Origin of the sequence: Microbacterium sp. zg-YB36 (assembly GCF_024623575.2) — a bacterium.
GTDB lineage: Bacteria > Actinomycetota > Actinomycetes > Actinomycetales > Microbacteriaceae > Microbacterium.
The window spans coordinates 66,391-91,285 of sequence record NZ_JANJFD020000010.1 but is presented as its reverse complement, the minus strand read 5'-3'; the positions used below and the strand labels follow the sequence as shown (position 1 = coordinate 91,285).

Genomic DNA, 24,895 nt, shown 5'->3' with positions numbered 1-24,895 from the left:
GCGGGGCACCCGCCTGCCCACGCGGGCGGGGTCAGGCGAGTGAGAGGAACAGCCGCTCCAACTCGGCGACGCTCACGCCGCCGGCATCGGCCCCTTCCGTAGCGTCGTCGTCAGTCGTGACGCACTTGCGCATCGCAGTGCTGATCACCGAGAACCCGGCGCGATCGATTGCCTTGCCGACCGCGGCGAGTTGGATCACCACCTCACGGCAGTCTGCGCCCGACTCCATGGCATCGATCACCCCGGTCAGCTGACCGCGGGCTCGCTTGAGTCGGTTGACGGCCCGGCGGATCTCGGCGGCCTCGTCGGGCGTCGTATCGGTCATGCGTACTCCCGCAGGTTCATGGTGCTGCCGGCCTTCCAGGTGAGGTAGCCGCCGTCGAGATTGCGCACTCGACGGCCGCGCTGGGTGAGGATCCTCGCCGCGGTGTGACCGCGCTGTCCGACCTGGCAATGGACGATCAGGTCGCCTTGAGGAAGTGAAGCCGACTCGTCGCGGATCGTATCGAGCGGGATGTTGACGCTTCCCGGGATGCACCCGGCGTCGTACTCGTGCGGGGCGCGGACGTCGATGAGGGTCGCCCCTGCGGCGAGGGCGGCGTCGAGCTCGTGCCACTGCAGGGTCTCGCTGACGCCCGCGGCAAGATTGCCGGCGATGTAGCCGACCATGTTCACGGGGTCCTTCGCGCTGGCGTACTGCGGCGCATAGGCCAACTCCAGGTTCGCGAGTTCCGCGGCCGGCAGACCCGCATGCATCGCTGTCGCGATCACGTCGATGCGCTTGTCCACACCACTGCCGCCCACGATCTGCGCGCCGAGGATGCGACCGGTATCGGGATCGACCATCGTCTTGATGGCCATGCGGTCGGCGCCGGGATAGTAGCCGGCGTGGTCGGTGGGGTGGGTGTGGATCACGTGGTGCGGCCGGCCCGCATCGACAAGTCGCTGCTCGCTCCAGCCGACCATCGCGATCGTCAGGTCGAACAGGCCGACGATGGCCGTGCCGAACGCGCCGGACGCGGGAGCGGGAGCGACGTCGACGCGCCCGGTCTCCCAGCCGATGACGTCCGCCGCTGCGCGACCATGCCGGTTGGCGAGGCCCGCCATCGTCACGAGCGTCGGTTCGCCGGAGACGGCATCCGTCTTCTCCGCGGCGTCCCCGACGGCGAAGATGCGGGGATCGTCCGTCCGGTGGTGGCCGTCGACGCTGATGCCGCCCGACGTGCCGATCGTCAGACCCGCTGCCCGGGCGAGCTGCGACGCCGGCGCGACGCCGCGCGCATCGATCACGAGCTGGGCGTCGACGGTCGTCCCGTCCGACAACTCCACTCCCGACGCATCGACTCGGTCCACGGTCGTGCGGGTGCGCACGTCCACGCCGTGACGGGCCAACTCGTCGACGACGGGGGCGGCCATCTCGGGATCCAGCGGGCTCAGTGCGTGCCGGCCGCGCTGTACGAGCGTGACCTCAAGGCCGCGCCGCACCAGGTTCTCGGTCGCCTCCACCCCGATGAACCCCGCGCCCATGACTACGGCGCGGGTCGGGGTGGCCGCGCGCGCGGCGAGGACGGCGGTGATCCGGTCGACGTCGTCGATCGTGCGCAACGTCACGACCGGGGGGCCATCGTCGCCGTAACCGCCGCGTTCGCGAGGCTCAGCGCCGACCGCCAGGATCAGGTAGTCGTACGCGTGGGTGGCGGTCGCTCCGGTGCGCAGATCGCGCGCCGTCACCGTGCGCGCCGCACGATCGGCAGCGGTGACCGCATGACCGACCCGCACGTCGATCGCGAAGCGCGACCGGAGCGACTCCGGCGTCTGCAGCAGCAGGGAGTCCCGCTCGGCGATGACGCCGCCGACGAAGTACGGCAGTCCGCAGTTGGCGAAGCTCACATGATCGCCCTGCTCGAACACGACGATCTCGGCTGTCTCATCCAGACGGCGCAGCCGGGTGGCGGCGGACATGCCTGCGGCGACGCCCCCGACGATGACGATCTTCAGCGGTCGGCACATGTGTGTCTCCAAGTCCGGGGTTGGATACCCCCCAGGGTATTCTCGACCATGCCGCCGGACGTGGCAATTCGCCCGGCCTTCAGCGCGCGAGACGTTGCACGATTCGGGCGCGCCAGCTCGAGGGCAACAGGGCGATCAGCGCGAGCGCGCGGGCCTCCCGGCCGATGAGATGGCGTGGTTTCGGTGTCCGGGTGTCGAGGATCGTCGCGATCAGCCGGGCGATGTCCTCCGGCGCCGCCGCGGTGCGGAATGCCTGCTCAGCGCGCTGGAATGTCGCCAGCATCGGAGCTCGATAGTGGCCGGCGACGTCGGCGGGCATGCCGTCGAGCACCTCGTGGCCGCGAGCGGTGCTGTCGGTCAGGATGCCGGTGCGAACCGCCCCCGGCTCGATCAGGCTCACGCTGACACCGGAGCCGGCGACCTCCGCGCGAAGTGCATCGGTGAGCGCGGCCAACGCCGCCTTGCTGGCACCGTAGGCGCCGCCGAAGGGGAGGGCCACCCGGCCCTGCCCGGCTCCGACGAACACCATCCCGCCTCCCGTTGCCCGCAACTGCGGAAGGAGCGCCCGGGCGAGCACCGCGGGCGCGATCGTGTTGATCTCGAGTTGCCGCCGCAGCTGGTCGGCGGGGAGGCCTTCGATCGGTCCGGGCACGGCGAGTCCCGCGTTACTGACCACCGCGTCGAGGCGTGGTTGCGCAACCACGGCGTCGAGCAGTACCCGGAGCGATTCGTCGTCGGTCAGGTCGACTTCGAGCACGGTGGTGCGGTCGAGGTCGCGCAGCGATGTGACGTCCTGCCCGGGAAGCGCCGTCCCGATCACCCGCCACCCGTTTTCCGAGAGCGCTCGTGCTGTCGCAAGGCCGATGCCCGTGGCGGCTCCGGTGATGAGTGCCGTGCGGGTCGGTGCGGTGCCGCTGGGCGGCGAAGGCTCCAGTCGTCGGGCGTTACGCCGGGATGCCATACCGGATGCTATGGCGTGCGTTGCTGCGTGGCAAGAAGCCGGAGCACTCGTGATCAGGCCGGGTGCAGATCGAGCCGGTAGCCCATGCCGGCCTCCGTGATGAGGTAGCGCGGCGACCCCGGGTCCGGCTCGAGCTTCTTGCGCAGTTGCGACATGTACAGCCGCAGATAGCCGGTGTCGGCGACATGGGTGGACCCCCAGATGCTGGTGAGCAGCGTCTGACGGGTGACGAGCTTGCCGGGGTTGCGGATGAGCAGCTCGAGCACCTGCCACTCGGTGGGGGTGAGGCGGATGTGATCGGTGCGCCCGTCGACTGCGCGCGTGACGTCGCGCGAGGCGAGATCCACGGTCACGTCCCCCAACGAGACGACGGGGTCGGGGGAGTGCTGCGGGGTGCGGCGGGTGAGTGCCCGGATCCTTGCCAGCAGCTCTTCCACCGAGAACGGCTTCGTCACGTAGTCGTCGGCACCGGCATCCAGCGCCTCGACCTTGTCGGCGGCCCCGGAACGGCCCGATACGACGAGGATGGGCGCCTCCGACCAGCCGCGGATGGCCTGAATGACGGCGATGCCATCGAACCGCGGCATGCCCAGGTCGATCAGGTACAGGTCGGGGTGATGGTCGATCGCGGCCGCGATGGCCTCGGTGCCGTCGGTCGCGGTGAAAATCTCGTAACCCTTGGCGGTGAGGGTGATCCGCAGCGCCCGCAGGATCTGCGGATCGTCGTCCGCGATCAGGATCTTCACGACTGTGCGCCTTCTGGGGATGGCGCGAAGGCGGGCAGTGAGATCACCATGGTCAGGCCGCCGCCCGGGGTGTCCTCCGGAGTGAGGGTGCCGCCCATCCCCTCCACGAAACCCTTCGACAGTGCCAGACCCAGGCCGAGCCCGGCGGTGTTGTCGGTGTCGCCGAGACGTTGAAAAGGCACGAACACATCATCGCGCCGATCGGCGGGGATGCCCGGCCCGTGATCGACGACCCGGATCTCCACGGTGCGTGCGAACGCGCTGGTGGCGATGCGCACCTTCGTGCCCTCCGGGGCGTGGCGCAGCGCATTGGCGAGCAGGTTCACCATGACGCGCTGCAGCAGCACCGGGTCGGCATCCACCGGTGGAACGGTGTCGTCCAAGTCGAGCTCGACGAGGCGAGGATCGGTGTCGAGCTCCTCGAGGGCGGGGAGGATCGTGTCGGCAGGATCGACGGGGGCGGTCGAGATCGCCAGGACCCCCGCCTGCAGCCGGCTCACATCGAGGAGGTCGGTGACCAGTGCCGCGAGGGTGGTGAGGCTCTCGTCGGCGGTCGCGACGAGCTCGTCGCGATCTTCTTCCGTCAGCGCGTTGCGGGCGGCGCGCAGGCCGCTGACCGAAGCAGTCGCGGCGGCCAACGGGCGACGCAGATCGTGGCTGAGTGCCGACAGCAGCGCGGTGCGCACCCGGTCCGAGGCGGCCAGCGGTGCGATCTCGCTCGCCGCCGATGCGAGCGCATCGTGTTCGAGGGCCGCTTTGAGTTGGGCGACGATGACGGCGAGCAGACGCTGTTCGGATGCCTCCAGGTCGGGGCCGTGCAGTTCCAGGCGGGCCCGCTCGCCCACCGGCATGACGACGTGGTGCTCGTCCGCGAGTGGCTCGCCGCTGCGGGCGAGCACGGCTCCGTCGAGGACCAGCCGCACCCCGGCGAGCCCGAAAGCCTCGCGGGTGCGCTCGACGATCGCCTGCACCGCGCCCTGCCCTCGCAGCACACTGCCGGCGATCGTCTGCAGCAGTTCGGACTCGGCGGCCGAGCGACGAGCGGCGCGGGTCTGCCTGGCCGCGCGGTCCACGACGTAGCTCACCAGGATCGCGTTGACGAGGTACAGCGCCAGCGCCAGCAGGTGCAGCGGGTCGCTGACGCTGATCGTGAACTGCGGCGCGATGAAGAAGAAGTCCAGGGTGAGGCCGGACAGCACGGCGGCGAACATGGCGGGCCAGACGCCACCGACCAGGGCCACCACGACGACCAGCAGCTGGTAGGCGAGCACGTCGCTGGTGATCGACTCCGCGCTGCGCAGCGCCACCAGCAGCCAGGTGAGCAGGGGACCGCAGATCAGCGCGAGCACGAACCCCGCGACGCGCCGTCGCATCGTCAGCGCGCCGCCCATGCGGGGCAGCGCGAACCTGCCACCGGCGGCATCGTGGTTGACGATGTGCACGTCGATGTTGCCGGCTTCCCGGATGACCGTCGCGCCGATCCCCGGACCGGTCAGCAGTGCCGACAGCCTGCTGCGGCGGCTGACGCCGATGACCAGCTGCGTGGCGTTGACCGACTTGGCGAAGTCGACCAGCGCCGCCGGGACGTCGTCTCCCACCACCTGATGGAACGTGCCGCCGAGCGTCTCGACGAGGGCCCGCTGCTGGGCCAGCGCCGCGGGGTTCGCGCTGCGCAGTCCGTCCTGGCTGGTCACATGCACGGCGAGCAGCTCGCCGCCGGCCGAGCGGGCGGCGATGCGGGCGCCGCGGCGCAGCAGCGTCTCGCCCTCCGGCCCGCCGGTGAGGGTGACCACGACGCGTTCGCGGGCCTCCCATTTGCTGTCGATGCCCTGTTCGGCGCGGTAGTTCTTCAGCGCCTGGTCCACCTCGTCGGCCAGCCACAGCAGCGCGAGCTCCCGCAGCGCGGTGAGGTTGCCGAGCCGGAAGTAGTTGGAAAGGGCCGCGTCGATCCGTTCGGCGGGATAGACGAGTCCCCCCGCGAGGCGATCCCGCAGCGCTTGCGGCGCGAGGTCGATCACCTCCACCTGGTCGGCGCGCCGCAGCACGGCATCCGGGATGCTCTCGCGCTGCGGTGCACCCGTGATCTGCTCCACGACGTCGTTGAGTGACTCGATGTGCTGGATGTTGACGGTGGAGATCACGTCGATGCCGGCATCCAGCAGCTCGTCGACGTCCTGCCAGCGCTTGTCGTTGCGGGAGCCGGGGGCGTTCGTGTGCGCGAGCTCGTCCACGAGCGCGACCTGCGGGCGCCGCGCGAGGACGGCGTCGATGTCCAGCTCGGTCAGTTCCACGCCGCGGTGGGACACCGTGCGGCGGGGGAGGATCTCCAGCCCCAGCGTCATGGCGGACGTGGCCGCGCGGCCGTGGGTTTCCACGACCGCGACGACCACATCTTTGCCTTCGCCGACCAACCGCCTGCCCTCTTCGAGCATCGTGTAGGTCTTGCCGACGCCGGGGGCGGCGCCCAGCAGCACGCGCAGCCGCCCCCGTCCGTTCATGTGTCAGCCCTCCAGCTCGTCCAGAGCCAGATTAAGCTCCAGCACGTTCACAACCGGTTCCCCGAGGTACCCGAGTGTTCGCCCGGTGCTGTGGTCGGCGACCAGCTCCCGCACCTGCTCGGCGTCGAGGCCGCGTTCGGCGGCCACGCGGTCGATCTGGATCGCGGCGTACTCCGGGCTGATGTGGGGATCCAGGCCCGAACCAGACGCGGTGACCGCATCGGCGGGCACTTCGTCCTCGGTGACCCCGTTGAGTTCGGCCACCTGCGCCTTGCGCTCGGTGATCGACGCGATCAGGTCGTCGTTCTCGGGGCCGAGGTTGGACCCCGACGACGCACCGCCGTCGTAGCCGTCTCCGGCTGCCGATGGGCGGGGCTGGAAGTACTCCGGCAGCGGTGCGCCGTCGGCATCCGTGAAGGGCTGGCCGATCAGCGCGGAGCCGACCGGTTCCCCGTCACCGTCCCGCACCAGGGAGCCGTTTGCCTGAGCGGGCAGGATCAGCTGCCCCACCCCGGTGATCACGAGCGTGTAGCCGATGCCGAGCATCAGGGTGAAGACCGCCATGGCGCGTCCGGCGACCCAGACGGTGCGGCCGGTCGAACGAGTCGATGTGTTCATTGTTCGCTCCCTCCTCGGGGGCTCAGAAGCCGGGGATCAGGCGGACGACGAGGTCGATCAGCCAGATTCCGATGAAGGGCGCCACGACTCCGCCGACGCCGTAGATGAGCAGGTTGCGGCCGAGGGTCTTCGAGGCACCCTGGGGGCGGTAGGTCACACCGCGCAGCGCCAGCGGCACGAGAGCGACGATGACCACCGCGTTGAAGATGATCGCCGACAGCACGGCGGATGCCGGCGAGTGCAGGCCCATGATGTTCAGTGCCGCGAGGCCGGGGAAGACCCCCATGAACATCGCCGGGATGATCGCGAAGTACTTCGCGAGGTCGTTCGCGATCGAGAAGGTGGTCAGCGCCCCTCGGGTGATGAGCAACTGCTTGCCGATGCGCACGATGTCGATGAGCTTGGTCGGGTCGGAGTCGAGGTCGACCATGTTGCCGGCCTCCTTCGCCGCCGACGTGCCGGTGTTCATCGCGACCCCGACGTCGGCCTGCGCGAGCGCGGGTGCGTCGTTGGTGCCGTCGCCGGTCATCGCCACGAGGTTGCCGCCGGCCTGCTCGGCGCGGATGTAGGCGAGCTTGTCCTCGGGGGTGGCCTCGGCGAGGAAGTCGTCGACACCGGCCTCCTTCGCGATGGCCGCGGCGGTCAGCGGGTTGTCGCCGGTGACCATGACGGTGCGGATGCCCATCGACCGCAGCTGGGCGAAGCGCTCGGTGAGTCCCTCCTTGACGATGTCCTTGAGGTGGACGACACCGAGCACCTCCCCGTCGCCACTGCCGGAGCGGATGGCGACGACCAGCGGAGTGCCGCCGGAGCGGGCGATGCGCTCGGTGTGCTCGTCGAGTTCGGCGACCACGCTCGATGGCAGGCGCCGGCCCTCCGATTCCAGCCACGCCACGACCGCGGATCCGGCACCCTTGCGGATCTGGGTGCCGCCCGGCAGGTCCAGCCCCGACATGCGGGTCTGCGCGGTGAACGGCACGATGTCGCCGGTCGCCAGGCCATCGATGCTCACACCCTGCAGCGTGGCCAGGTCGACGATCGACACGCCCTCGGGGGTCGGATCCGCCAGCGACGACTGCGCCGCCGCGCGGATCAGATCCTGGTCGGCGACCCCAGTCATGCCGACGAACTCGGCGGCGCGACGGTTGCCGTAGGTGATGGTGCCGGTCTTGTCCAGCAGCAGCGTCGTGACATCGCCCGCCGCCTCGACGGCACGGCCCGACATCGCCAGCACGTTGCGCTGCACCAGCCGGTCCATGCCCGCGATGCCGATCGCGGACAACAGGGCGCCGATGGTGGTGGGTATGAGGCACACCAGCAGCGCGATGAGCACCGTGATGCTGACGGGGGCCGCGGCATACGACGCGATCGGGTTCAGCGTCAGGGCGACCACGACGAAGATGATCGACAGAGATGCCAGCAGGATCGACAGCGCGATCTCGTTCGGCGTCTTCTGCCGCGCCGCGCCCTCGACGAGCGCGATCATGCGGTCCACGAACGTCTCACCGGGCTTCGACGTGATCCGCACCACGATCCGGTCCGACAGCACCCGCGTGCCGCCGGTGACGGCGGAGCGGTCGCCGCCGGATTCGCGGATCACCGGAGCGGATTCGCCGGTGATGGCCGACTCGTCGACCGAGGCGATGCCCCACACGATGTCGCCGTCGCCGGGGATGTGCTCCCCTGCCGAGACCACCACGGTGTCCCCGAGCCGGAGGTCGGCACTGGACACGTCGGTCGTGCCGGTGGCCAGCGCCGCCGGGTCATCGCTCGCGTCGTACGTGGCCACGCGGTGGGCGGTGGTGCTGGTGCGGGTCTGGCGCAGCGTCTCGGCCTGCGCCTTGCCGCGGCCCTCGGCCACGGATTCGGCGAGGTTCGCGAACAGCACCGTGAGCCACAGCCAGATGGCGATCGCCCAGGTGAACGACCACGGCACCGGCGTGCCGCCGGAGTCGGCCGGACCGCCCAGGAAGGGTTCGGCGACGGCGATCGTCGTGGTCAGCGCGGCGCCGACCCAGACGAGGAACATCACCGGGTTGCGCCACTGCCGGCGCGGATCGAGTTTGCGGAACGCGCCTGGGATGGCGGCGCCCAGCTGCGCCCAGGAGAACGCGCCGCGCGTGGGGGCGGGGCGCTGCACGTGAGGTGCGGGCGAGGTGAGAGTGGTGGACATGTCAGATCAGCCCTTCGGCCAGGGGGCCCAGCGTGAGAACGGGGAAGAAGGTCAGTGCGGTCAGCAGCACGGTCACCACAGCCAGCATCCCGACGAACTGCGGTCGGTGAGTGGGGAGGGTGCCGGCGGTGGCGGGAACGGTGTCCTGGGCGGCGAAGGAGCCGGCCAGGGCCAGGACGAACACGATCGGCAGGAACCGGCCGAGCAGGATCGTGACCCCCAGGGCAGTGTTCAGCCAGGGGGTGTTGGCGGTGAGGCCTGCGAAGGCGGAGCCGTTGTTGTTCGCGGCGGACACGAACGCGTACAGCACCTCGGACATGCCGTGCACGCCGGGGTTGTAGATCGAGACGGACTCGACCTCCTCGCGGATGCCGGGGAGGGCGAAGCTCAGCGCGGTGCCGGTGAGCACCAGGGTCGGCATCACGAGGATGTAGAGCGCCGCGAGCTTGATCTCGCGCGGTCCGATCTTCTTTCCGAGGTACTCCGGAGTGCGCCCGATCAGCAGACCCGAGACGAACACGGCGACCACCGCGAGCACCAGCAGGCCGTACAGGCCGGAGCCGACGCCACCGGGGGTGACCTCGCCGAGCATCATGTTCAGCATCGGCATCATGCCGCCCAGTGCGGTGAAAGAGTCGTGCATCGAGTTGACGGCACCGGTGGAGGTGGCCGTGCTGGTGGTGGCGAACAGCGTCGACCCGAGGATGCCGAAGCGCTGCTCCTTGCCCTCCATCGCGCTTCCGGCGAGCCCGGGCGCGCTGCCCTGACCGTTGGATTCGAGCACCGTGAGGATCGCGAACGACAGCGTGAACAGCACCGCCATCACCGCGAGGATCGCGTAGCCCTGGCGATTGTCGCCGACGATCCGCCCGAACGTGCGGGGCAGCGCGAACGGGATGACGAGCATCAGCAGCACCTGGAAGAGGTTCGTCCACGCGGTCGGGTTCTCGAACGGGTGCGCGGAGTTGGCGTTGAAGAACCCGCCGCCGTTGGTGCCCAGCAGCTTGATGGCCTCCTGGGATGCGGTGGGGCCGCCCGGGATCGTCTGCACGCCGCCGGTCAGGGTGGTGACTTCACCGAACCCGTTGAAGTTCTGGATCACCCCGCCGATCATCAGCACGATCGCCGCGGCCGCGGACAGCGGCAGCAGGATGCGCAGGATGCCGCGAGTGAGGTCGACCCAGAAGTTGCCGATCGTGCCGGACCGGCGATAGGCCAGGCCGCGCACCACGGCGATCGCGACGGCCATGCCCACGGCCGCCGAAGTGAAGTTCTGCACTGCCAGACCCGCCATCTGCACGGAGTACCCGAGGGTCAGCTCCGGCGAGTAGGACTGCCAGTTGGTGTTGCCCACGAACGAGGCGGCGGTGTTGAACGACAGGTGCTCGCTCGCAGCGGGCAGCCCCAGCGAGTAGGGCAGCCACTGCTGAAGGCGCTGCAACCCATAGACGATGAGCAGGCCCACGGCCGAGAAGGCGAGCACCCCGCGCAGGTACGCCTGCCAGGACTGCTGCGCCCTGGCATCCACCCCGATCACCGTGTAGATGCCGCGCTCAAGCCTCCAGTCCTTGCGCGAGGTGTACACCCACGCCATGTAGTCGCCCAGCGGGCGGTACAGCACGCCGAGGACGACGGCGACGGTCAGCAGGCCGAGGGCCGCATACAGCCACCCCATCAGAACCGCTCCGGCTTCACGAGGGCGAACAGAAGGTACGCGATCGCGGCCACACCGAGGGCGACAGCGAGAAGCTCGAACACGATCACAGCTTCTCCACCGCCTTCCCCAGCAGGCCGACGGTCACGAACAGGGCGATCACGCCGAGTACGTAGACGAGGTCAAGCACGAAAAGACTCCAGTTCGCAAGGTCCGGCACACGGGTGGATGCCGCACGTCCGACGGGACGCAACTCCTGATCCAACTCCGCGCGGCCGCCGCGGAGGCCCGTCCTAACGGAAGCCATACGGGTGCAGGGCGAAACCTAACGGCACTCCTACGCGGCCGCCGCCTGCGCCACCAGGGGGTGGACGCGCGGGGGGCGGCACACGAGACTCAGCCTCCACAGCCACGCGTCGCCAGCGGGGGAGGCCTGCCATGAGGATCGAACTGCACGAGGTGAGCAAGGGACGTGACGGTCAGGCGCTGCCGCCCACGACGCTCGTCTTCGAAACCGGGCTGGCCACCCTCGCGCGGGCCGAGACCGAGCAGCGGCCCACTGTGCTGGGCCTGCTCGCCGCCGGCCGCATGCGTCCCGACTCCGGCAGCATCGAGATCGACGGGCTGGCGGATGCCGCCGACATCCGTCGCCGGGTCGCCCTGGTCGACGCGCCCGACGTCTCCGAACCCGCCCCCCGGGTGACCGTCGCCGGCGTCACCGCGGAGGAGCTCATGTTCGCCGGGCGCACTGCCGGCCACCGCGCCGTGCGGCGCTGGCTGCGCGGGCAGGACCTGGAGCAGTTGGCGCGCCTGCCGATCGCCAACGTGCCCCCGCGGGAGCGGATCCACCTGATGACGGAACTCGCCCTGCTGCGGGCCGGGGTGGAAGGGCTCGTGGTCGTCGCTCCAGACCGCCACGGCGGGCATCCCCTGGTCTGGTGGGAACAGGCGCAGGCGCTGGCCGCTCGCGGCTTCGCGATGCTCATGATCGCCGGCGACGCCTCGGCCACCGTGATCGGCGCCGCGCAGACAGCGGACGATGAGGAGGATCGCGCATGAGGGGTCGGTCGTTCCCGGTGCCGCATCTGAAGGTGCCGCAGATGATCGCCGCAGAGGTGCGGCGCCTGATCTCCACGAAGATGTCCGCGCTCGCGCTTTCCGCCCTCGTCATCGTGCCGATCATCTACGGCGGGCTGTACCTCTGGGCCAATCAGGACCCCTACGCGAAGCTCTCCGACATTCCGGTCGCCCTCGTGGTCGAAGACAGCGGTGCGCCCGCCGATGGGGACACCCCCGCCCGCAACGTCGGCGACGAGGTGGCCGACGAGCTGCTCAAGCGGGGCGACTTCAACTGGCATCGGGTCTCCAGTGAGCAGGCGCAGTCCGGCCTGCAGAACAACGAGTACGACTTCGCCATCACGCTCCCGGCGGGTTTCTCCACGGCGCTCACCTCGATCGCCGGAGACGACCCGCGTCAGGCCGAGATCATCCTCGAGACCTACGACGCGAACAGCTATCTGGCGAGCACCATCGGCTCACAGGCGGTGGAGAAGATCCGCACGGCAGTCGCGCAGGAGGTGGGCCAGGAGGCGGCATCCACCCTGCTCGATTCGATCTCCACCATCCGCGGCAAGATCGTCGAGGCAGGACAAGGCGCCGCCGAACTGGCAACCGGCGCTGCCGAACTCGCAGGCGGCGCCGTGCAGCTGTTCGATGGGGCAGGCACTGCCGTCAACGGTGCAGCCGAGCTGGAGGCCGGCGCCGGCACTCTCGCCGACGGGGCCGCCCGGGTGGCCGGCGGCAACGCCGAGATCGCCGCGGCCGCCGACCGGGTGCGGGGGGTCGTCGACCAGCTCACCGCCGACCTGCCGCAGGCGCGGTCAGACATCGCCACCGACCTCGGCGCGCTGGGCCTGGACCAGGCGACGATCGATGCCGTGCTGTCCAGGCTCGATGTCGTCGGCGCCGGCATCCGGGCCGGGGATCAGCGGGTGGATCAGGTCGTCGGGCAGATCGACGAGCTCTCCAGCGGCAGCGCGGAACTCGCCAGCGGCGCCGTCACGCTGCGCGACGGACTCGCGACACTGCGCTCCGGGCTCGGCACCCTCTACGACGGCACCGGCACGCTGCGCGACGGCGCGGCGACGCTGTCGTCGGGCACCGTGCAACTGCGCGACGGGCTCGACAGCGGCGCGTCCGAGATCCCCGACAGCAGCGCGGACCTGCGGCAGCAGCAGGCGCAGACGATCGCCGACCCGATCAAGCTCGAGACCGACGGCGTCGCCCGCGCGGCCAACTATGGTGCCGGCTTGGCTCCGTTCTTCGGAGCGCTGGCCGGCTGGATCGGCATCTACGCACTGTTCCTCATCGTCAAGCCCATCTCGCGCCGCGCCGTCACGGCGCTGCACTCGCCGGTGCGCATCACCCTCGCCGGCTGGCTGACGCCCGGGATGTTCGGCCTGGTGCAGATGAGCCTGCTGTTCCTGGTGCTGATGTTCGCGCTGGACTTCCCGATGGTCTATCCGCTGGGCACCCTCGGCATCATGATGCTCGCCTCGCTCACCTACACCGCCATCATCCTGGCGCTGAACGTCTGGTGGGGAGAGGTGGGCCAATTCTTGGGGCTGGTGATGATGGTGGTTCAGTTGGTGACCGCCGGCGGGACGTTCCCCTGGCAGACGCTGCCCGGGCCGCTCGCTTTCGTGCACAACCTGCTGCCGATGAGTTACGTCGTCGACGGCATGCGGCAGTTCATGTACGGCGGCGACTTGTCCCGCACCATCACCGACGCCACGGTGCTCGTCAGCTGGCTGCTTGTGGGGCTCGTGCTCACCGGCATCGCTGTCGCGCGCAAGACCCGCTACCGCACCCTCGCCGATCTGGAGCCCAGCATCCTGGCGTGAGGTAAGCGCCGTGCGGCTACCGCGGAGCGGCGAGCAGCCCCGCGATGGCACACCGACGGCCGCGGCGCCGAGCAGCTCAGCCACATCTTTCCGCTGATCGACCTGCTGCCCTGGGGCCGGCAGGAGGACTGGCAGGACTCGCCGGAGGGGTGGCCGCAGGCGCCGGCGTCCTCGGGGTGGCTGGATTCACCCGATATCGCGCGCCTGTACGGGCCTTAGCGCCGCGGGGACTTCGCGTCGGGCTGGGGGAGGGGGCCGGTGACGCCCAGCTCGGTCTCCCAGCACGAGATGCCCTCGACGCCGGGAAGCCGGTCACGCGTGAAGACGGGGTTGCGCCCCTCGCGTCGCTGTTGCGTGTAGTCGCGCAGGAGCTTGAACGCGACGCCGGACAGCAACGCGATCGCCACCAGGTTCACCAGCGCCATGAGGCCCATGACGCCGTCGGCGGTGTTCCAGATGAGGTCGGCCGACGCGATCGACCCGAGGAAGACCACCGCCACGACGAGCACCCGGTACACCTGCAGGAAACGGCGCTTCGGGGAGATGAACTCGATGTTGGACTCCCCGTAGTAGTAGTTGCCGAGGATCGAGCTGAACGCGAGCAGGAAGATGATGATGCTCAGGAGCACGTTCGACCACGATCCGAGCGTGCTGACGATGGCATCCTGCGTCAGCCCGATGCCGCGCTCCGCCCCGGCGAGGTCGGGCGTGGCCACCAGGATGATAAATGCCGTGATCGAACACACCAGGAACGTGTCGAAGTAGACGCCGAGGGTCTGCACGAGCCCCTGCTTGACCGGGTGGGTGACCGCCGCCGTCGCGCTGGCGTTGGGGACCGACCCCAGCCCCGCCTCGTTGGAGAACATGCCGCGCTTGACGCCGTTCATGATGATGACGCCCAGCGTGGCGCCGACCACCTCGTTGAACCCGAACGCCTCGGTGTAGATCGACAGGAACACCTCGGGGAGGCGCTCGATGTTCATCCCGACCACCACGAGCCCGAGCAGCAGGTACCCCAGCGCCATCGCCGGAACGACCGCCTGGGTGACGTGCGCGATGCGCCGCAGCCCGCCGAAGACGATGAGCCCGGTCAGGGTGGCCAGCACTGCGCCCACGACCCACGGGATCCAGGTCACCTCGCCGCCGAAGCTCGCCGATACCGTCGCGCTGATCGTGTTGGCCTGCAGGGAGCTGAACGCGAACGGGAAGCAGACGATGAGGATGACGGCGAAGAGGATGCCCATCCACCGCGCCTTGAGTCCGTGCTGCATGTAATAGGCGGGACCGCCGCGGAAGCCGTCCTTGTCACGCACCTTGTACAGCTGGCCGAGGGTCGACTCGACGAAGCTCGACGCTCCGCCGATGAACGCCATGGTCCACATCCAGAACACCGCGCCGGGCCCGCCGATCGCGATGGCGGTGCCGACGCCGGCGATGTTGCCGACGCCCACGCGGGAGGCCGCGGACAGCGTGAACGCCTGGAAAGCCGATACCGACTGGGGCGTGCCGTCTTCCGCGCGCGGGGTGCGGTCGGTGAGGGTGCGGAACATCTCCGGGATCATCCGGAACTGCACCACCCCGGAGCGCACCGTGAAGTACACGCCGAGCACGGCGAGGACCGGCAGCACCACCCAGGTCCACAGGGTGTCGCCGCCGGTCAGCACCGCTTCGTTCAGGGAATCCATCCGTCAAGTCTGACTGACTACGCGCGTACCGGCTCTTCCGCCGCCACGCCGTGCACGGGGTGCGCGCGCTCGAGAGCGGCGCCCTCGACATCGACGTCGGGCATGATGCGGTCCAGCCACTTCGGCAGCCACCACGCGGCGTTGCCGCACAGGTGCATGACGGCCGGCACCAGCACCATGCGCACCACGAACGCGTCGAACAGTACGCCGATCGCCAGCCCGAATCCGAGCGGGCGCACCATGCCCAGGTGGCTGAAGACGAAGCCGCCGAACACCGAGGCCATGATGATCGCGGCGGCCGTGACGACCGCCCGGCCGCTGCGCAGCCCCGCGACCACGGCGGCGCGCGCCGGCATGCCGTGAACGTACGCCTCGCGCATGCCCGACACCAGGAACAGCTGGTAGTCCATCGCCAGGCCGAACAGCACGCCCATGATGATGATCGGCGCGAAGCTCAGCACCGGTCCGGGGTCGTGCACGCCGAACAGGTCGCCCAGCCACCCCCACTGGTAAATCGCGGTCACCGCGCCGAGCGCGGCGAACAGCGACAGCACGAACCCGGCGGTGGCGATCACCGGCACCAGGATCGAGCGGAACACCAGGATCATGATCAGCAGCGACAGGCCGACCACGACGACGAGGTACACCGGCAGCGCGTCGGCGAGCTTCTCCGACACGTCGATGTTGCCCGATGCCTGTCCGGCGACCCCCAGCGTGATCTCGCCGTCGACCGGGGACAGCGAGCGCAGGTTCTGCACCAGCTGCTCGGTCGTCGTGCTGGTGGGCCCGCCCTCGGGGACCACCTGGAACGCGAACACGGTGCCATCGTCCGAGACGGCTACCGGGGCGACCGCCACGACGCCGTCCTGCTCCGACAGCGCCGTGCCGAGCACGATCTGCGTGCCGGCCTGGTCGGCCTCGGCGACGGCTTCGGGCATCTCCGCCACGACCAGCAGCGGCCCGTTCTGTCCCGCGCCGAACTCGGCTTCGATGGTCTTGTAGGCGCGGTACTGCGTGGTGTCGGTGGCCTCACTGGACCCATCGGGCAGGCCCAGACGCATCGACAGGGCGGGGATCGCGATGACCAGCAGCGCGATGATCGCCAGCGCCGCCGCCGCGATCGCCCGCGGCGTGCGCATCGGGCGCACCCCACGGTTGACGTGGTCGGGGTGACCGATCGTGCCGCGGGCCTTGCGGGTGAGCACCCGGGTGCCGAGCAGCCCCAGCAGCGCGGGGGTGAAGGTCACCGAGACCAGCACTGCGATGAGCACGCAGACGGCGCCGACGATGCCCATGACCCCGAGGAACGGGATGCCGGTGACCAGCAGCGCCACCAGTGCCACGATCACCGTTGATCCGGCGAAGACCACCGCGTTGCCGGCGGTGCCGTTGGCCAGCCCGACCGATTCGCCGATCTCCATGCCGGCCAGCACCTGGGTGCGGTGCCGGTTCATGATGAAGAGCGAATAGTCGATGCCGACGGCCAGGCCGAGCATGATGCCGAGGATCGGGGTGACCGATGCCATGTCGACCACGCCGGAGAACGCGAGCGACCCGGCCACACCGACGCCGACCCCGACGATCGAGCTGAGCAGCGGAGTGATGGCGGGCAGGAACGCCCGCATCATGATCAGCAGGACCAGCCCGGCGATGACGACGCCGACGATCTCGCCGACCCCGATGAGGCCTTCCGTCGTTGCGGCGAGGGTGGAGGAATAGTCGATGTTCACGCCGGCGATGTCGGCGGACTCGAGCAGGCCGGCCACTTCATCGCGCACCGACTGGGGCAGGTCGAACATGGTCGCGTCGAGCTGAATGACGCCCAGCGCCGTGGCCTCATCGGCCGAGACGACGCGGATCTCGTCGGCCAGCGCCATGAGCGCGGCGCCGTCCTCGAGGAGGGCTGCCTGCTCGGCGATCTCGGTGCGGCCCGTCTCGATCTGTGCCAGGCCGGCATCCAGCTGAGCCTGCTGCTGCGCGAACTGCGCTGCGGCCATGTCATACATGCCGGCCGCCTGGGCCTGCGCGATCGCGGCATCCAGCTGCTGCTGTCCGGCCGTCAGCTGCGCCTCGGCGGCGTCGAGCTCGGCGATGCCGGCATCCAGCTGGGCCCGCCCCTCGTCGAGTTGCTGCGCCTGTTGTGCCCGCTCGGATTCCACCGAGAACGGATCGGTGACACCGGCGACGCCCTCGACGCCGGCGATGTCATCCAGCAGTGCGGCGATCTCGTCTTGCTGCTCGGCGCTGAAGGCGGAGCCGTCGTCGGTGGCGAACACCGCGGTGGCGCTCGCGCCGGTCAACTCGGGGAACGTGTCCGACAGCTGCTCGTTGACCCGCTCGGTCTCGGTGCCGGGGATGCTGAAGCTCGAGGCGAGCGAGCCGCCGAAGGCGAGGAATGCGCCGCCGGCCATACCCAGCACGATCACCCAGCCGACGATGACCGTCCAGGCGCGGCGCGCGCTGAACGTGCCCAGGCGGAACAGAAGGTTGGCCACGGGATGCCTTTCGACGGGAGACGGAAGCGGCACAGCGTCGGGCCGGCATCCAATCTATCCGTCAGTTGTCGGCGATCCCGCCTCGGTGTCGCAACTCCCAGCGTTCGCCCGGCTGACACAATCGGACCATGGATCCTCGCGTTGCGCGCACCAGGGCGAGCCTGCAGGACGCGCTGGTGGAGCTCGCCCGTGAGCGGTCGCTGGATGCCACCACGATCGGCGACATCGTGCAGCGGGCAGGAGTCAACCGCAGCAGCTTCTACCAGCACTACCCCGACAAGGAGACGCTGCTGGCCGACGCGCTCGAGCGCGCGCTGGACGAGGTCGCCGAGCCGCTGCGCGCCGCACCCCGTGACGGCGCACTGCCGGCGATGCCGCGCGAGCTGCTGCAGTACCTCGAGCACATCGCGGCGAACGCCGCGCTGTACCGCCGGGTGCTCGGCGACCACGGTTCGGCCCTCGTGGCCGCGAGACTGCGCGCGCGCATCGAGCTGACCGTGCGCGACACCGTGGGCCTGGCGCATCCGGACGTGTTCGCCGACCTGCCGATCGACGTCGTCGGTGCCGGCATCGCCGGCACCGCACTGGGCGTCATCACCGCGTGGGTGTCGCGCGACCCGCTGCCGCCGGTGGAAATGGCCGCCTACTGGCTGTGGCGTGTGCTGGTCGGACCCGGGCTGTCGTGGCCCACCGCCCCCTGACCGGCCGCCCCTCTACACCGGATCGGGGCCCGGTGCAATAGGATGCCGACGTGGCTAACCCGAACGCCTCAACGGCTCACTACTGGTATCGCGACGGTGACGATGAGCGTCAACGCCGTGCCGTGGAGCTGCTGCAGGCGTTCCGGCTGTACCGGGCGGCCGAGCTCGCGATGCGCCGCCGCACCCGCGAACTGATGTCGATGGGCGAGAACGAGCTGCTCGTGCTGCGGTATCTGCTGAAGGCGCAGAGCGAGAACCGCCTGGTCTCACCCTCCGAACTCGCCCGCTACCTCGCGGTGTCGACTGCCTCGACGACGGCGATCATCGACCGCCTGGAGAAGTCGGGGCACATCGTGCGCCAGCCCCACCCCTCCGACCGGCGCAGCATCCACGTCATCGCGACGGAGAAGTCCGACCACGAGGTGCGCGAGACGCTGGGCAAGATGCACGCGCGCATGATGGATGCCGTGCGCGACATGACGCCGGAACAGACCCGGGTCGTCATCGACACCCTCACCCGGCTGCAGGACGCGGTCGACCAGGTCGAGCCGCACGAATAGGTCGGTTCTCGCTAGTATCTAGGCCGCTAAATTACCCCACTGATTGACATTCGACCCTCCCGTCGCGGCGTGACAGCATGAGGGAGTGAAGGACTTCGCTGCCACTGGGCTGGACGGCACCGCGCTGAGCGTGGACGGAGTGCCGGTCGTCTCCTTCGCCGATGCCGTGTCCCGGCTGTGCGCGGATTTCCCGCAGCTGAGCCCCGCTCGCATCGAGGCGCTGCTCATCCGGGAGTGGGAGGCGTTCTGCGCGGGGCGCCCCCTGGTCATCCCCACCGCCGTCGAAGAAGGCGCGCGGGAGATGCTCTCCGGCCCCGCCTGAGGACACGCACGTCCGGCATCCGCCGCCCCGCTACGCTGACGGTATGGGCCGATTCATCTATGACACTCTGGGCAATGCGGTCGAGGTCGAAGACCGCACCCTCGCCCATCTGCGCATCGTCTTCATGAACAAGCTGCGCCGCGGCGAGCCGTTCATGTTCGACGTGGAGTCCGGCCCCGGCGGCGACCGCCGCAGCTTCTGGATCCACCCCTCCGTGCCGTTGCAGTTCACCTTCCACGGCAGCCGAGCCCCGCGCATCAACCGGGTGTGGGTCGAAGCGCTCATGCAGGCAGCGAGCGGACCGAACGGGCTGACGGTGGTGCCCGAGCCCCGCGAGGACTCTGCCCCCGAAGAGGGCTGAACTCAGGCCGACGACGCCGATTCGGTCAGCGGATCGGTCGACGTCTGATCGTCGTGGTCGGTCACGAGCATGATGCCGCCTGATGAGTTGGCCGAGTTGGCCAGCTCCTCGATCCACTCCCGGCTGAGCATGGCCGGCTCGGGGTCATCGAAGACGAACCGCAGCGGGATCGACGGGTGCACCCAGATGGTGCTGCGCCCCGGCGGGTCGTCGTCGCCGTGCCGCCACGACACGGTGAAGCTCTCGCCGCGACGCAACTTGGTCGCGATGACGACCTTCAAGTGCGCCAGCGCTCGGTCCTCGATGCGAATCGGCATGGTCTCGCCGCCATAGAAGATGGTGCCCACGGACGACACGATAGCGGCGGCGGCGTGCCTGCGCACCCGTCTGCGTTTGTCAAGCCCACCCCCGGATTCGGCCGGGGCGTGCAAGGTGGAAGCGATCACCGAGGAGGTGCCGCTGTGCGTTGTCCATCAGACGAGTCCGATTCAGACTCGGCGGGGGACGCTGCTGACGCCCTCTTCGCGCAGCTACCCGCCTTCGATGTCATCGAGGGCGAACTGATGCCGCGGGCGCGCAGGGCGTCACGCTAGGAGCGTCCGGCGCTGGTCCAGCACGGCGGACCAGACGGCATCCGCGGTTTCCCGTTTGGTGCCGACCAGTTCGGCGACGACCTCGCCGCCTGATCCCACGATGACGACGGTGTTGTGCGTCGACTCGAAGCCCTTGTGCCACCCCACCTCGTTGACCACCAGCAGGTCCACGCCCTTGCGGGCGCGTTTGCGCCTGGCCCGCTCGAGGCGTTCGCCGGCGTCCGGATCGGTCTCGGCGGCGAACGCGACGAGGGTCTGGCCATCGGCACGGTGGGCGGCAAGTCCTGCCACGATGTCGGGATTCTCCACCAGCTCCAGCGTGAGGGTGCCGTCGCCGCCCTCTTTCGTCAGCTTGGTGTGGGAGACCTCGGCCGGCCGGTAGTCGGCGACGGCGGCGGCCATCACGACCACATCCGCCCCGGCGGCGGCGGACGTCGCGGCGTCCTGCAGCTCGAGCGCCGTGCCCACCCTGGTGAGATGGATGCGGGGGTGGGCGGATGCCGCGGACAGCGCATCGGAATCGGCGTGCGCGGCCACGAGAGCCACGTCGGCGCCTCGTTCGGCGGCGGCGACGGCCAGTTGCACGCCCTGCCGGCCGCTGGAGCGGTTGCCGAGGTAGCGCACCGGGTCCAGCGGCTCACGAGTGCCGCCGGCGGTGACGACGACCCGGAGACCGGCGAGGTCATCGCGCGGTGCCGCTGCCGCCAGTGCGGCGGCGACGATCTCCTCCGGCTCGCTCATCCGTCCCGGACCCGAATCGGTGCCGGTGAGGGCGCCGGATGCCGGACCGACGACGTGCACACCGCGCCCCTGCAGCACCGAGATGCTGTGCTGCGTCGCCGGGTGCTCCCACATCTCGGTGTGCATCGCCGGGGCGACCACGATGGGCGCCCGGGTGGCCAGCAGCGTGGTGCCCAGCAGGTCGTCGGCGAGACCGGTTGCCATCTTGGCGAGCGTGTTGGCCGTGGCCGGTGCGATGATGACCAGATCGGCGCGCTGCCCGAGCGAGACGTGACGCACCTGTGCGACGTCTTCGTGCACCGATGTGGTCACCGGATTTCGGCTGATCGCCTCCCAGGTGGGCAGGCCAACGAACCGCAGCGCGTCGTCGGTGGGAATCACCTGCACGTCATGACCGTTGAGAATGAGGAGGCGCACGAGATGCACCGTCTTGTAGGCGGCAATGCCACCGGTCACGCCGACCACTACGAACACGGCTCGATTCTCGCACGCACCCGGCCGACCGGTCGCGAAAGGAGATCCGCATGTGCACCGTGATCGTTTCAGTCCCCGCGGCGACGGACGGCCCGGTGCGCCTGATCGCGGTGCGCGACGAGGACCCGGCCCGGCCGTGGGATGCGCTCGGACCGTGGTGGCCCGAGGAGTACCCCGGCGCCGTGGGCGTGCGGGACAACCGCGCCGGTGGCGCGTGGTTGGCCGCCGATCTTCCGGCACGTCGCCTGGCGGTCGTGCTCAACCGCGAGGACCTATCGGATCGCAGCGACGACGAGGTGACCACCCGCGGCCGGATCGCGCTGGAGTCCGCGGCGGGCCGCTCGCCCGACGCTGCCCCCACCACGCGCGGGTTCAACGTCGTCCAAGCGTCGCCCGGCGCCGTGCGCGTCGTCTCGTGGGATGGCCGCGCGCGCCGCGAGCAGGAGCTGACCCCCGGCATCCACATGATCGCGCATGACGACGTCGATGACCGCGCCACCGCCCGCATCGCCACGTGGCTCGACCGCTTCCGCGCTGCCGAGGATGCACCCGACGACGCGGACTGGTTCGCGCCGTGGCTCGACGTGCTCGACGCGTCCGCCGCTCTGCCGCCGCAGGACGATCGCGCCATCTTCCGCGACAACCGTCCGTTCGGGTACCCCACGCAGTCGCTGCTGCTGTGCGTCGCGACGATCGGCGACGACGGTGTCGACGTGCGCTACGGTGCCTTCGACCGCCCCGGGCACTGGCAGCGCGAGGCGCTGGACCAGGTCACAGCTGCGACCACGCCTCGGTGAGGACGCTCCGCAGGATCTGCTCGATCTCGTCGAACTGCTCCGGGCCCGTCGTCAGCGGCGGCGCCAGCTGCACGACCGGGTCGCCCCGGTCGTCGGCGCGGCAGTAGAGCCCGGCGTCGAAGAGTGCGGTGGAGAGGAACCCGCGCAGCAGTCGCTCTGATTCGTCGGCGTCGAACGTCTCCCGGGTGGCTTTGTCCTTGACCAGCTCGATGCCGAAGAAGTAGCCGTCTCCCCGCACGTCACCGACGATCGGCAGGTCGAGGAGTTTGCTCAGGGTGGCGCGGAAGGCGGGGGAGTTCTCGCGGACGCGTTCGTTCAGACGCTCCTCCTCGAAGATGTCCAGGTTCTCCAGGGCGACCGCCGCTGCCACCGGGTGTCCAGCGAAGGTGTAGCCGTGCGGGAACGACACGTCGCCGTGGGCGAACGGCTCGTGGATGCGGTCGCTGACGATCGTGCCGCCCAGCGGCGCGTAACCGCTCGTGGCGGCCTTGGCGAACGTGATCATGTCGGGCTGGTAACCGTAGGCGTTGCAGGCGAACATCTCGCCGATGCGACCGAACGCGCAGATGACCTCGTCGCTGACCAGCAGAACGTCGTGACGGTCGCAGATCTCCCGCACCCGGGCGAAGTACCCCGGCGGCGGCGGGAAGCAGCCGCCGGAGTTCTGCACCGGCTCGAGGAAGACCGCCGCGACCGTGTCGGCGCCTTCGAACAGGATCATCTCCTCGATGCGGTCGGCCGCCCACACCCCGAACTCCTCAGGGGTGGCGCCGGTGAACCCCGACTCGGCGGAGCGGTAGTAGTTGGTGTTGGGCACGCGGAACCCGCCGGGGGTGAGCGGCTCGAACATCTGCTTCATTCCGGGCAGCCCGGTGATCGCCAGGGCGCCGTGCGGGGTGCCGTGGTAGGCGATCGCGCGGGAGATCACCTTGTGCTTGCCCGGCTTGCCGACGAGCTTGAAGTAGTGCTTGGCCAGCTTGAACGCGGTTTCGACCGCCTCACCGCCGCCGGTGGAGAAGAACACGTGGTTCAGGTCGCCGGGCGCGTAGGAGGCCAGGCGTGCGGCCAGCTCGATCGCCGCCGGGTGGGCGTACGACCAGATCGGGAAGAACGCCAGCTGCTCGGCCTGCCGCGCACCCGCCTCGGCGAGCCGGGTGCGCCCGTGGCCGGCGTTGACGACGAACAGTCCCGACAGGCCGTCGAGGTAGCGCTTGCCCTGGGCATCCCAGAGGTGGTGCCCGTCGCCTCGGACGATGATGGGGACGCCCGGACCTTCGGTCATGACCGACTGCCGGGCGAAGTGCAGCCACAGGTGGTCCTTGGCCAGCTGCTGCAGCTCGGCCTCGGTGCGGGCGCTGTGGTTGAGCGTGGACGACATGACGACCCCCTCGTCGGTGATGGGGCCGACCCTACTCCGCGGGAACCGCGGTCAGCACCGGGTCCCGCAGCAGCGCTTCGAAGGCGGCTTCCGCCGCGCCGACCAGCAGCCGGTCCTCCGCCAGGAGCGCGGGGCGGATCTCGACGTCCTCAGCGCACGCCGGCATCGCCTGTGCCCGCACGACCTGAAGCAGCTCGGCGATGTCGTGCCCTGCCAGCGTCGCGAGGAACCCGCCGAGGACGACCACCGACGGGTTGAGGACGTTGACGGCGTTCGCGAGCGCGGTCGACAGGATGCGGCGCTGCCGCGCGACCTCTTCCGTCACCGAGGGTGCCGTGCTCGCCCGCAGCACGGCCGCGAGGGTCGGCTCATCGGCCGAGGCGAGACCGGCGACCGAGAGCAGGCGGGCGCGGCTGACCTCGTCCTCGAGCACCCCATCGCCGGCACGGCGGTCGGTGACCGTCGTGCCCGGCCGGTTCTGCCCGAACTCGCCGGCGTAGCCGCCCGCGCCGCCGACGGGCACGCCGTGCACGATGAGCCCACCGCCGATGCCGCTCGCGCCGCCGTTGAGGTAGATGACGTCGTCGATGCCCCGGGCGGCGCCGAACAGGTGCTCGGCGATCGCGCCGAGGGACGCATCGTTGCCGACGGTGGTCGCAAGACCCGTGGCCCGGGCCACCAGATCACGCACCGGCACATCGGTCCACTTCAGGTGCGGGGCGGTGCGGACGAGCCCGTCGGAGGCGCGCACCAGGCCGGGTACCGCCAGGCCCACCGCGACGATCTGCGCGGACGCCAGGACGCCGGTGCGCCACAGATCGATCTGCTCGGCGATCAGCTGCGCGATCTCCTGCGGCGTGGCGAGGTGGTCAAGTTCCCTGCGCTCCCGCACGCACACGCTGCCGTCCAGGCCGATGGCGGCGATCTCGAGCGCATCGACCTCGGGGTTGGCGGCGATGGCCACGACGCCGGCGGATGCCGCGACGACCGGCGACGGCCGGCCCACCCGGCCGTCGGCGGCCGGGGCCTGTTCGACCACGAGTTCCAGGCGCGCCAGTTCCGCGACGAGGTCGGCGATGGTGGACCTGTTGAGCCCGGTCGCTTCGGTCAGCGAGGCGCGCGAAAGCGGCCCCTCGCGATGTACGAGTCGCAGAAGGCGGGACAGGTTGCGCTGGCGCACCCCGTCGCCCGGAGCGTGGGTGTCGGTCACCGCACCACTGTAAGT

At 70.0% G+C, this 24,895-nt stretch carries 23 protein-coding genes and 1 pseudogene; 8 read left to right on the top strand and 16 right to left on the bottom strand.

Going from position 1 to position 24,895, the window contains the following annotated elements:
* Nucleotides 1-31: 31 nt before the first annotated feature.
* The 10 genes from NQ151_RS14140 to NQ151_RS14095 all read right to left on the bottom strand — a co-directional run bounded on the left by NQ151_RS14140 (nt 32) and on the right by NQ151_RS14095 (nt 10,967).
* Nucleotides 32-325 (bottom strand): metal-sensitive transcriptional regulator, encoded by a 294-nt coding sequence (locus tag NQ151_RS14140; protein ID WP_257508989.1) that lies wholly within the window; start codon nt 323-325, stop codon nt 32-34.
* Entirely contained in the window at nt 322-2,010 is a 1,689-nt protein-coding gene (locus NQ151_RS14135; RefSeq protein ID WP_257528479.1) for an FAD-dependent oxidoreductase, read from the bottom strand. Before NQ151_RS14135 ends, NQ151_RS14140 begins: the two co-directional genes overlap by 4 nt.
* 79 nt (nt 2,011-2,089) lie before the next feature.
* Nucleotides 2,090-2,971 (bottom strand): SDR family NAD(P)-dependent oxidoreductase, encoded by an 882-nt coding sequence (locus NQ151_RS14130; protein WP_257528478.1) that lies wholly within the window; start codon nt 2,969-2,971, stop codon nt 2,090-2,092.
* Nucleotides 2,972-3,024: 53 nt separating this feature from the next.
* Nucleotides 3,025-3,717 carry a response regulator gene (locus NQ151_RS14125; protein WP_257528477.1) on the bottom strand — a complete coding sequence of 231 codons (693 nt, stop codon included), beginning with the start codon at nt 3,715-3,717 and terminating at the stop codon, nt 3,025-3,027.
* Entirely contained in the window at nt 3,714-6,215 is a 2,502-nt protein-coding gene (locus NQ151_RS14120; protein ID WP_257528476.1) for a DUF4118 domain-containing protein, read from the bottom strand. The genes NQ151_RS14125 and NQ151_RS14120 overlap by 4 nt, the downstream gene beginning before the upstream one ends.
* Nucleotides 6,216-6,218: 3 nt before the next feature.
* On the bottom strand, nt 6,219-6,833 hold the full coding sequence (kdpC, locus tag NQ151_RS14115) for a K(+)-transporting ATPase subunit C (protein ID WP_257528475.1): 615 nt from the start codon (nt 6,831-6,833) through the stop codon (nt 6,219-6,221).
* A gap of 22 nt (nt 6,834-6,855) precedes the next feature.
* Nucleotides 6,856-9,006: a potassium-transporting ATPase subunit KdpB gene (kdpB, locus tag NQ151_RS14110; protein WP_257528474.1), complete on the bottom strand. Its 2,151-nt coding sequence runs from the start codon at nt 9,004-9,006 to the stop codon at nt 6,856-6,858.
* 1 nt (nt 9,007) lies between these two features.
* Nucleotides 9,008-10,681, bottom strand: coding sequence for a potassium-transporting ATPase subunit KdpA (kdpA, locus tag NQ151_RS14105; protein ID WP_257528473.1), 1,674 nt, complete (start codon nt 10,679-10,681; stop codon nt 9,008-9,010).
* Nucleotides 10,681-10,770: a potassium-transporting ATPase subunit F gene (locus NQ151_RS14100; RefSeq protein WP_257528472.1), complete on the bottom strand. Its 90-nt coding sequence runs from the start codon at nt 10,768-10,770 to the stop codon at nt 10,681-10,683. Before NQ151_RS14100 ends, kdpA begins: the two co-directional genes overlap by 1 nt.
* Nucleotides 10,767-10,967 carry a hypothetical protein gene (locus NQ151_RS14095; RefSeq protein WP_257528471.1) on the bottom strand — a complete coding sequence of 67 codons (201 nt, stop codon included), beginning with the start codon at nt 10,965-10,967 and terminating at the stop codon, nt 10,767-10,769. The genes NQ151_RS14100 and NQ151_RS14095 overlap by 4 nt, the downstream gene beginning before the upstream one ends.
* A gap of 131 nt (nt 10,968-11,098) precedes the next feature.
* On the opposite strand from NQ151_RS14095, the gene NQ151_RS14090 reads away from it, so the two are divergent.
* From NQ151_RS14090 to NQ151_RS14080, 3 genes and pseudogenes are all read left to right on the top strand, one after another.
* Entirely contained in the window at nt 11,099-11,719 is a 621-nt protein-coding gene (locus tag NQ151_RS14090; RefSeq protein ID WP_257528470.1) for a hypothetical protein, read from the top strand.
* Nucleotides 11,716-13,563, top strand: a complete 1,848-nt coding sequence (locus NQ151_RS14085; protein ID WP_257528469.1) for a YhgE/Pip domain-containing protein — start codon at nt 11,716-11,718, stop codon at nt 13,561-13,563. Before NQ151_RS14090 ends, NQ151_RS14085 begins: the two co-directional genes overlap by 4 nt.
* Before the next feature lie 45 nt (nt 13,564-13,608).
* Nucleotides 13,609-13,782: pseudogene (locus NQ151_RS14080) on the top strand (DUF899 domain-containing protein); the annotation flags it as partial.
* Here NQ151_RS14080 and NQ151_RS14075 read toward each other — a convergent pair.
* The gene (locus NQ151_RS14075) at nt 13,779-15,248 is read right to left on the bottom strand and encodes an alanine/glycine:cation symporter family protein (protein ID WP_257528468.1); all 1,470 of its coding nucleotides are present in this window, start codon (nt 15,246-15,248) and stop codon (nt 13,779-13,781) included. The pseudogene NQ151_RS14080 and the gene NQ151_RS14075 overlap by 4 nt on opposite strands.
* A 17-nt stretch (nt 15,249-15,265) precedes the next feature.
* Nucleotides 15,266-17,743 (bottom strand): MMPL family transporter, encoded by a 2,478-nt coding sequence (locus NQ151_RS14070; protein WP_257528467.1) that lies wholly within the window; start codon nt 17,741-17,743, stop codon nt 15,266-15,268.
* 128 nt (nt 17,744-17,871) lie between these two features.
* Between NQ151_RS14070 and NQ151_RS14065 the strand changes: the two genes are divergently transcribed.
* The 4 genes from NQ151_RS14065 (at nt 17,872) to NQ151_RS14050 (ending at nt 19,687) form a co-directional block, all read left to right on the top strand.
* A complete protein-coding gene (locus tag NQ151_RS14065) occupies nt 17,872-18,444 on the top strand; it encodes a TetR/AcrR family transcriptional regulator (RefSeq protein ID WP_257509003.1) in 573 nt (190 codons plus the stop codon).
* A gap of 50 nt (nt 18,445-18,494) precedes the next feature.
* A complete protein-coding gene (locus NQ151_RS14060) occupies nt 18,495-19,004 on the top strand; it encodes a MarR family winged helix-turn-helix transcriptional regulator (protein WP_257509004.1) in 510 nt (169 codons plus the stop codon).
* A gap of 85 nt (nt 19,005-19,089) precedes the next feature.
* The gene (locus NQ151_RS14055; RefSeq protein ID WP_257509005.1) at nt 19,090-19,326 is read left to right on the top strand and encodes a hypothetical protein; all 237 of its coding nucleotides are present in this window, start codon (nt 19,090-19,092) and stop codon (nt 19,324-19,326) included.
* Between the two features lie 43 nt (nt 19,327-19,369).
* The gene (locus NQ151_RS14050; protein WP_257509006.1) at nt 19,370-19,687 is read left to right on the top strand and encodes a DUF7882 family protein; all 318 of its coding nucleotides are present in this window, start codon (nt 19,370-19,372) and stop codon (nt 19,685-19,687) included.
* 2 nt (nt 19,688-19,689) lie between these two features.
* On the opposite strand, the gene NQ151_RS14045 is transcribed toward NQ151_RS14050, so the two are convergent.
* Both NQ151_RS14045 and coaBC read right to left on the bottom strand, forming a co-directional pair.
* Complete coding sequence (locus NQ151_RS14045; RefSeq protein ID WP_257509007.1) at nt 19,690-20,034, bottom strand: DUF7882 family protein; 345 nt, start codon at nt 20,032-20,034, stop codon at nt 19,690-19,692.
* 237 nt (nt 20,035-20,271) lie between these two features.
* Nucleotides 20,272-21,495 (bottom strand): bifunctional phosphopantothenoylcysteine decarboxylase/phosphopantothenate--cysteine ligase CoaBC, encoded by a 1,224-nt coding sequence (gene coaBC, locus NQ151_RS14040; protein ID WP_257528466.1) that lies wholly within the window; start codon nt 21,493-21,495, stop codon nt 20,272-20,274.
* 50 nt (nt 21,496-21,545) lie between these two features.
* Here coaBC and NQ151_RS14035 point away from each other — a divergent pair, with 50 nt between their 5' ends.
* Nucleotides 21,546-22,292 (top strand): NRDE family protein, encoded by a 747-nt coding sequence (locus NQ151_RS14035; RefSeq protein ID WP_257528465.1) that lies wholly within the window; start codon nt 21,546-21,548, stop codon nt 22,290-22,292.
* On the opposite strand, the gene NQ151_RS14030 is transcribed toward NQ151_RS14035, so the two are convergent.
* Together NQ151_RS14030 and NQ151_RS14025 are read right to left on the bottom strand one after the other, a co-directional pair.
* Nucleotides 22,267-23,670, bottom strand: coding sequence for an aspartate aminotransferase family protein (locus NQ151_RS14030; RefSeq protein WP_257509010.1), 1,404 nt, complete (start codon nt 23,668-23,670; stop codon nt 22,267-22,269). The two genes, NQ151_RS14035 and NQ151_RS14030, sit on opposite strands and share 26 nt — an antisense overlap.
* 31 nt (nt 23,671-23,701) lie before the next feature.
* Nucleotides 23,702-24,880, bottom strand: coding sequence for an ROK family transcriptional regulator (locus tag NQ151_RS14025; RefSeq protein ID WP_257528464.1), 1,179 nt, complete (start codon nt 24,878-24,880; stop codon nt 23,702-23,704).
* Nucleotides 24,881-24,895 lie beyond the last annotated feature (15 nt).

Bases quoted from the DNA above. Each gene is read 5' to 3' on its own strand.
- NQ151_RS14095 (WP_257528471.1), bottom strand. From the start codon at position 10,967: ATGGCTTCCGTTAGGACGGGCCTCCGCGGCGGCCGCGCGGAGTTGGAT.
- NQ151_RS14075 (WP_257528468.1), bottom strand. From the start codon at position 15,248: ATGGATTCCCTGAACGAAGCGGTGCTGACCGGCGGCGACACCCTGTGG.
- NQ151_RS14130 (WP_257528478.1), bottom strand. From the start codon at position 2,971: ATGGCATCCCGGCGTAACGCCCGACGACTGGAGCCTTCGCCGCCCAGC.
- NQ151_RS14035 (WP_257528465.1), top strand. From the start codon at position 21,546: ATGTGCACCGTGATCGTTTCAGTCCCCGCGGCGACGGACGGCCCGGTG.
- NQ151_RS14140 (WP_257508989.1), bottom strand. From the start codon at position 325: ATGACCGATACGACGCCCGACGAGGCCGCCGAGATCCGCCGGGCCGTC.
- NQ151_RS14120 (WP_257528476.1), bottom strand. From the start codon at position 6,215: ATGAACGGACGGGGGCGGCTGCGCGTGCTGCTGGGCGCCGCCCCCGGC.
- kdpC (WP_257528475.1), bottom strand. From the start codon at position 6,833: ATGAACACATCGACTCGTTCGACCGGCCGCACCGTCTGGGTCGCCGGA.
- NQ151_RS14030 (WP_257509010.1), bottom strand. From the start codon at position 23,670: ATGTCGTCCACGCTCAACCACAGCGCCCGCACCGAGGCCGAGCTGCAG.
- kdpB (WP_257528474.1), bottom strand. From the start codon at position 9,006: ATGTCCACCACTCTCACCTCGCCCGCACCTCACGTGCAGCGCCCCGCC.
- NQ151_RS14090 (WP_257528470.1), top strand. From the start codon at position 11,099: ATGAGGATCGAACTGCACGAGGTGAGCAAGGGACGTGACGGTCAGGCG.
- NQ151_RS14085 (WP_257528469.1), top strand. From the start codon at position 11,716: ATGAGGGGTCGGTCGTTCCCGGTGCCGCATCTGAAGGTGCCGCAGATG.
- NQ151_RS14135 (WP_257528479.1), bottom strand. From the start codon at position 2,010: ATGTGCCGACCGCTGAAGATCGTCATCGTCGGGGGCGTCGCCGCAGGC.
- NQ151_RS14065 (WP_257509003.1), top strand. From the start codon at position 17,872: ATGGATCCTCGCGTTGCGCGCACCAGGGCGAGCCTGCAGGACGCGCTG.
- NQ151_RS14050 (WP_257509006.1), top strand. From the start codon at position 19,370: ATGGGCCGATTCATCTATGACACTCTGGGCAATGCGGTCGAGGTCGAA.
- kdpA (WP_257528473.1), bottom strand. From the start codon at position 10,681: ATGGGGTGGCTGTATGCGGCCCTCGGCCTGCTGACCGTCGCCGTCGTC.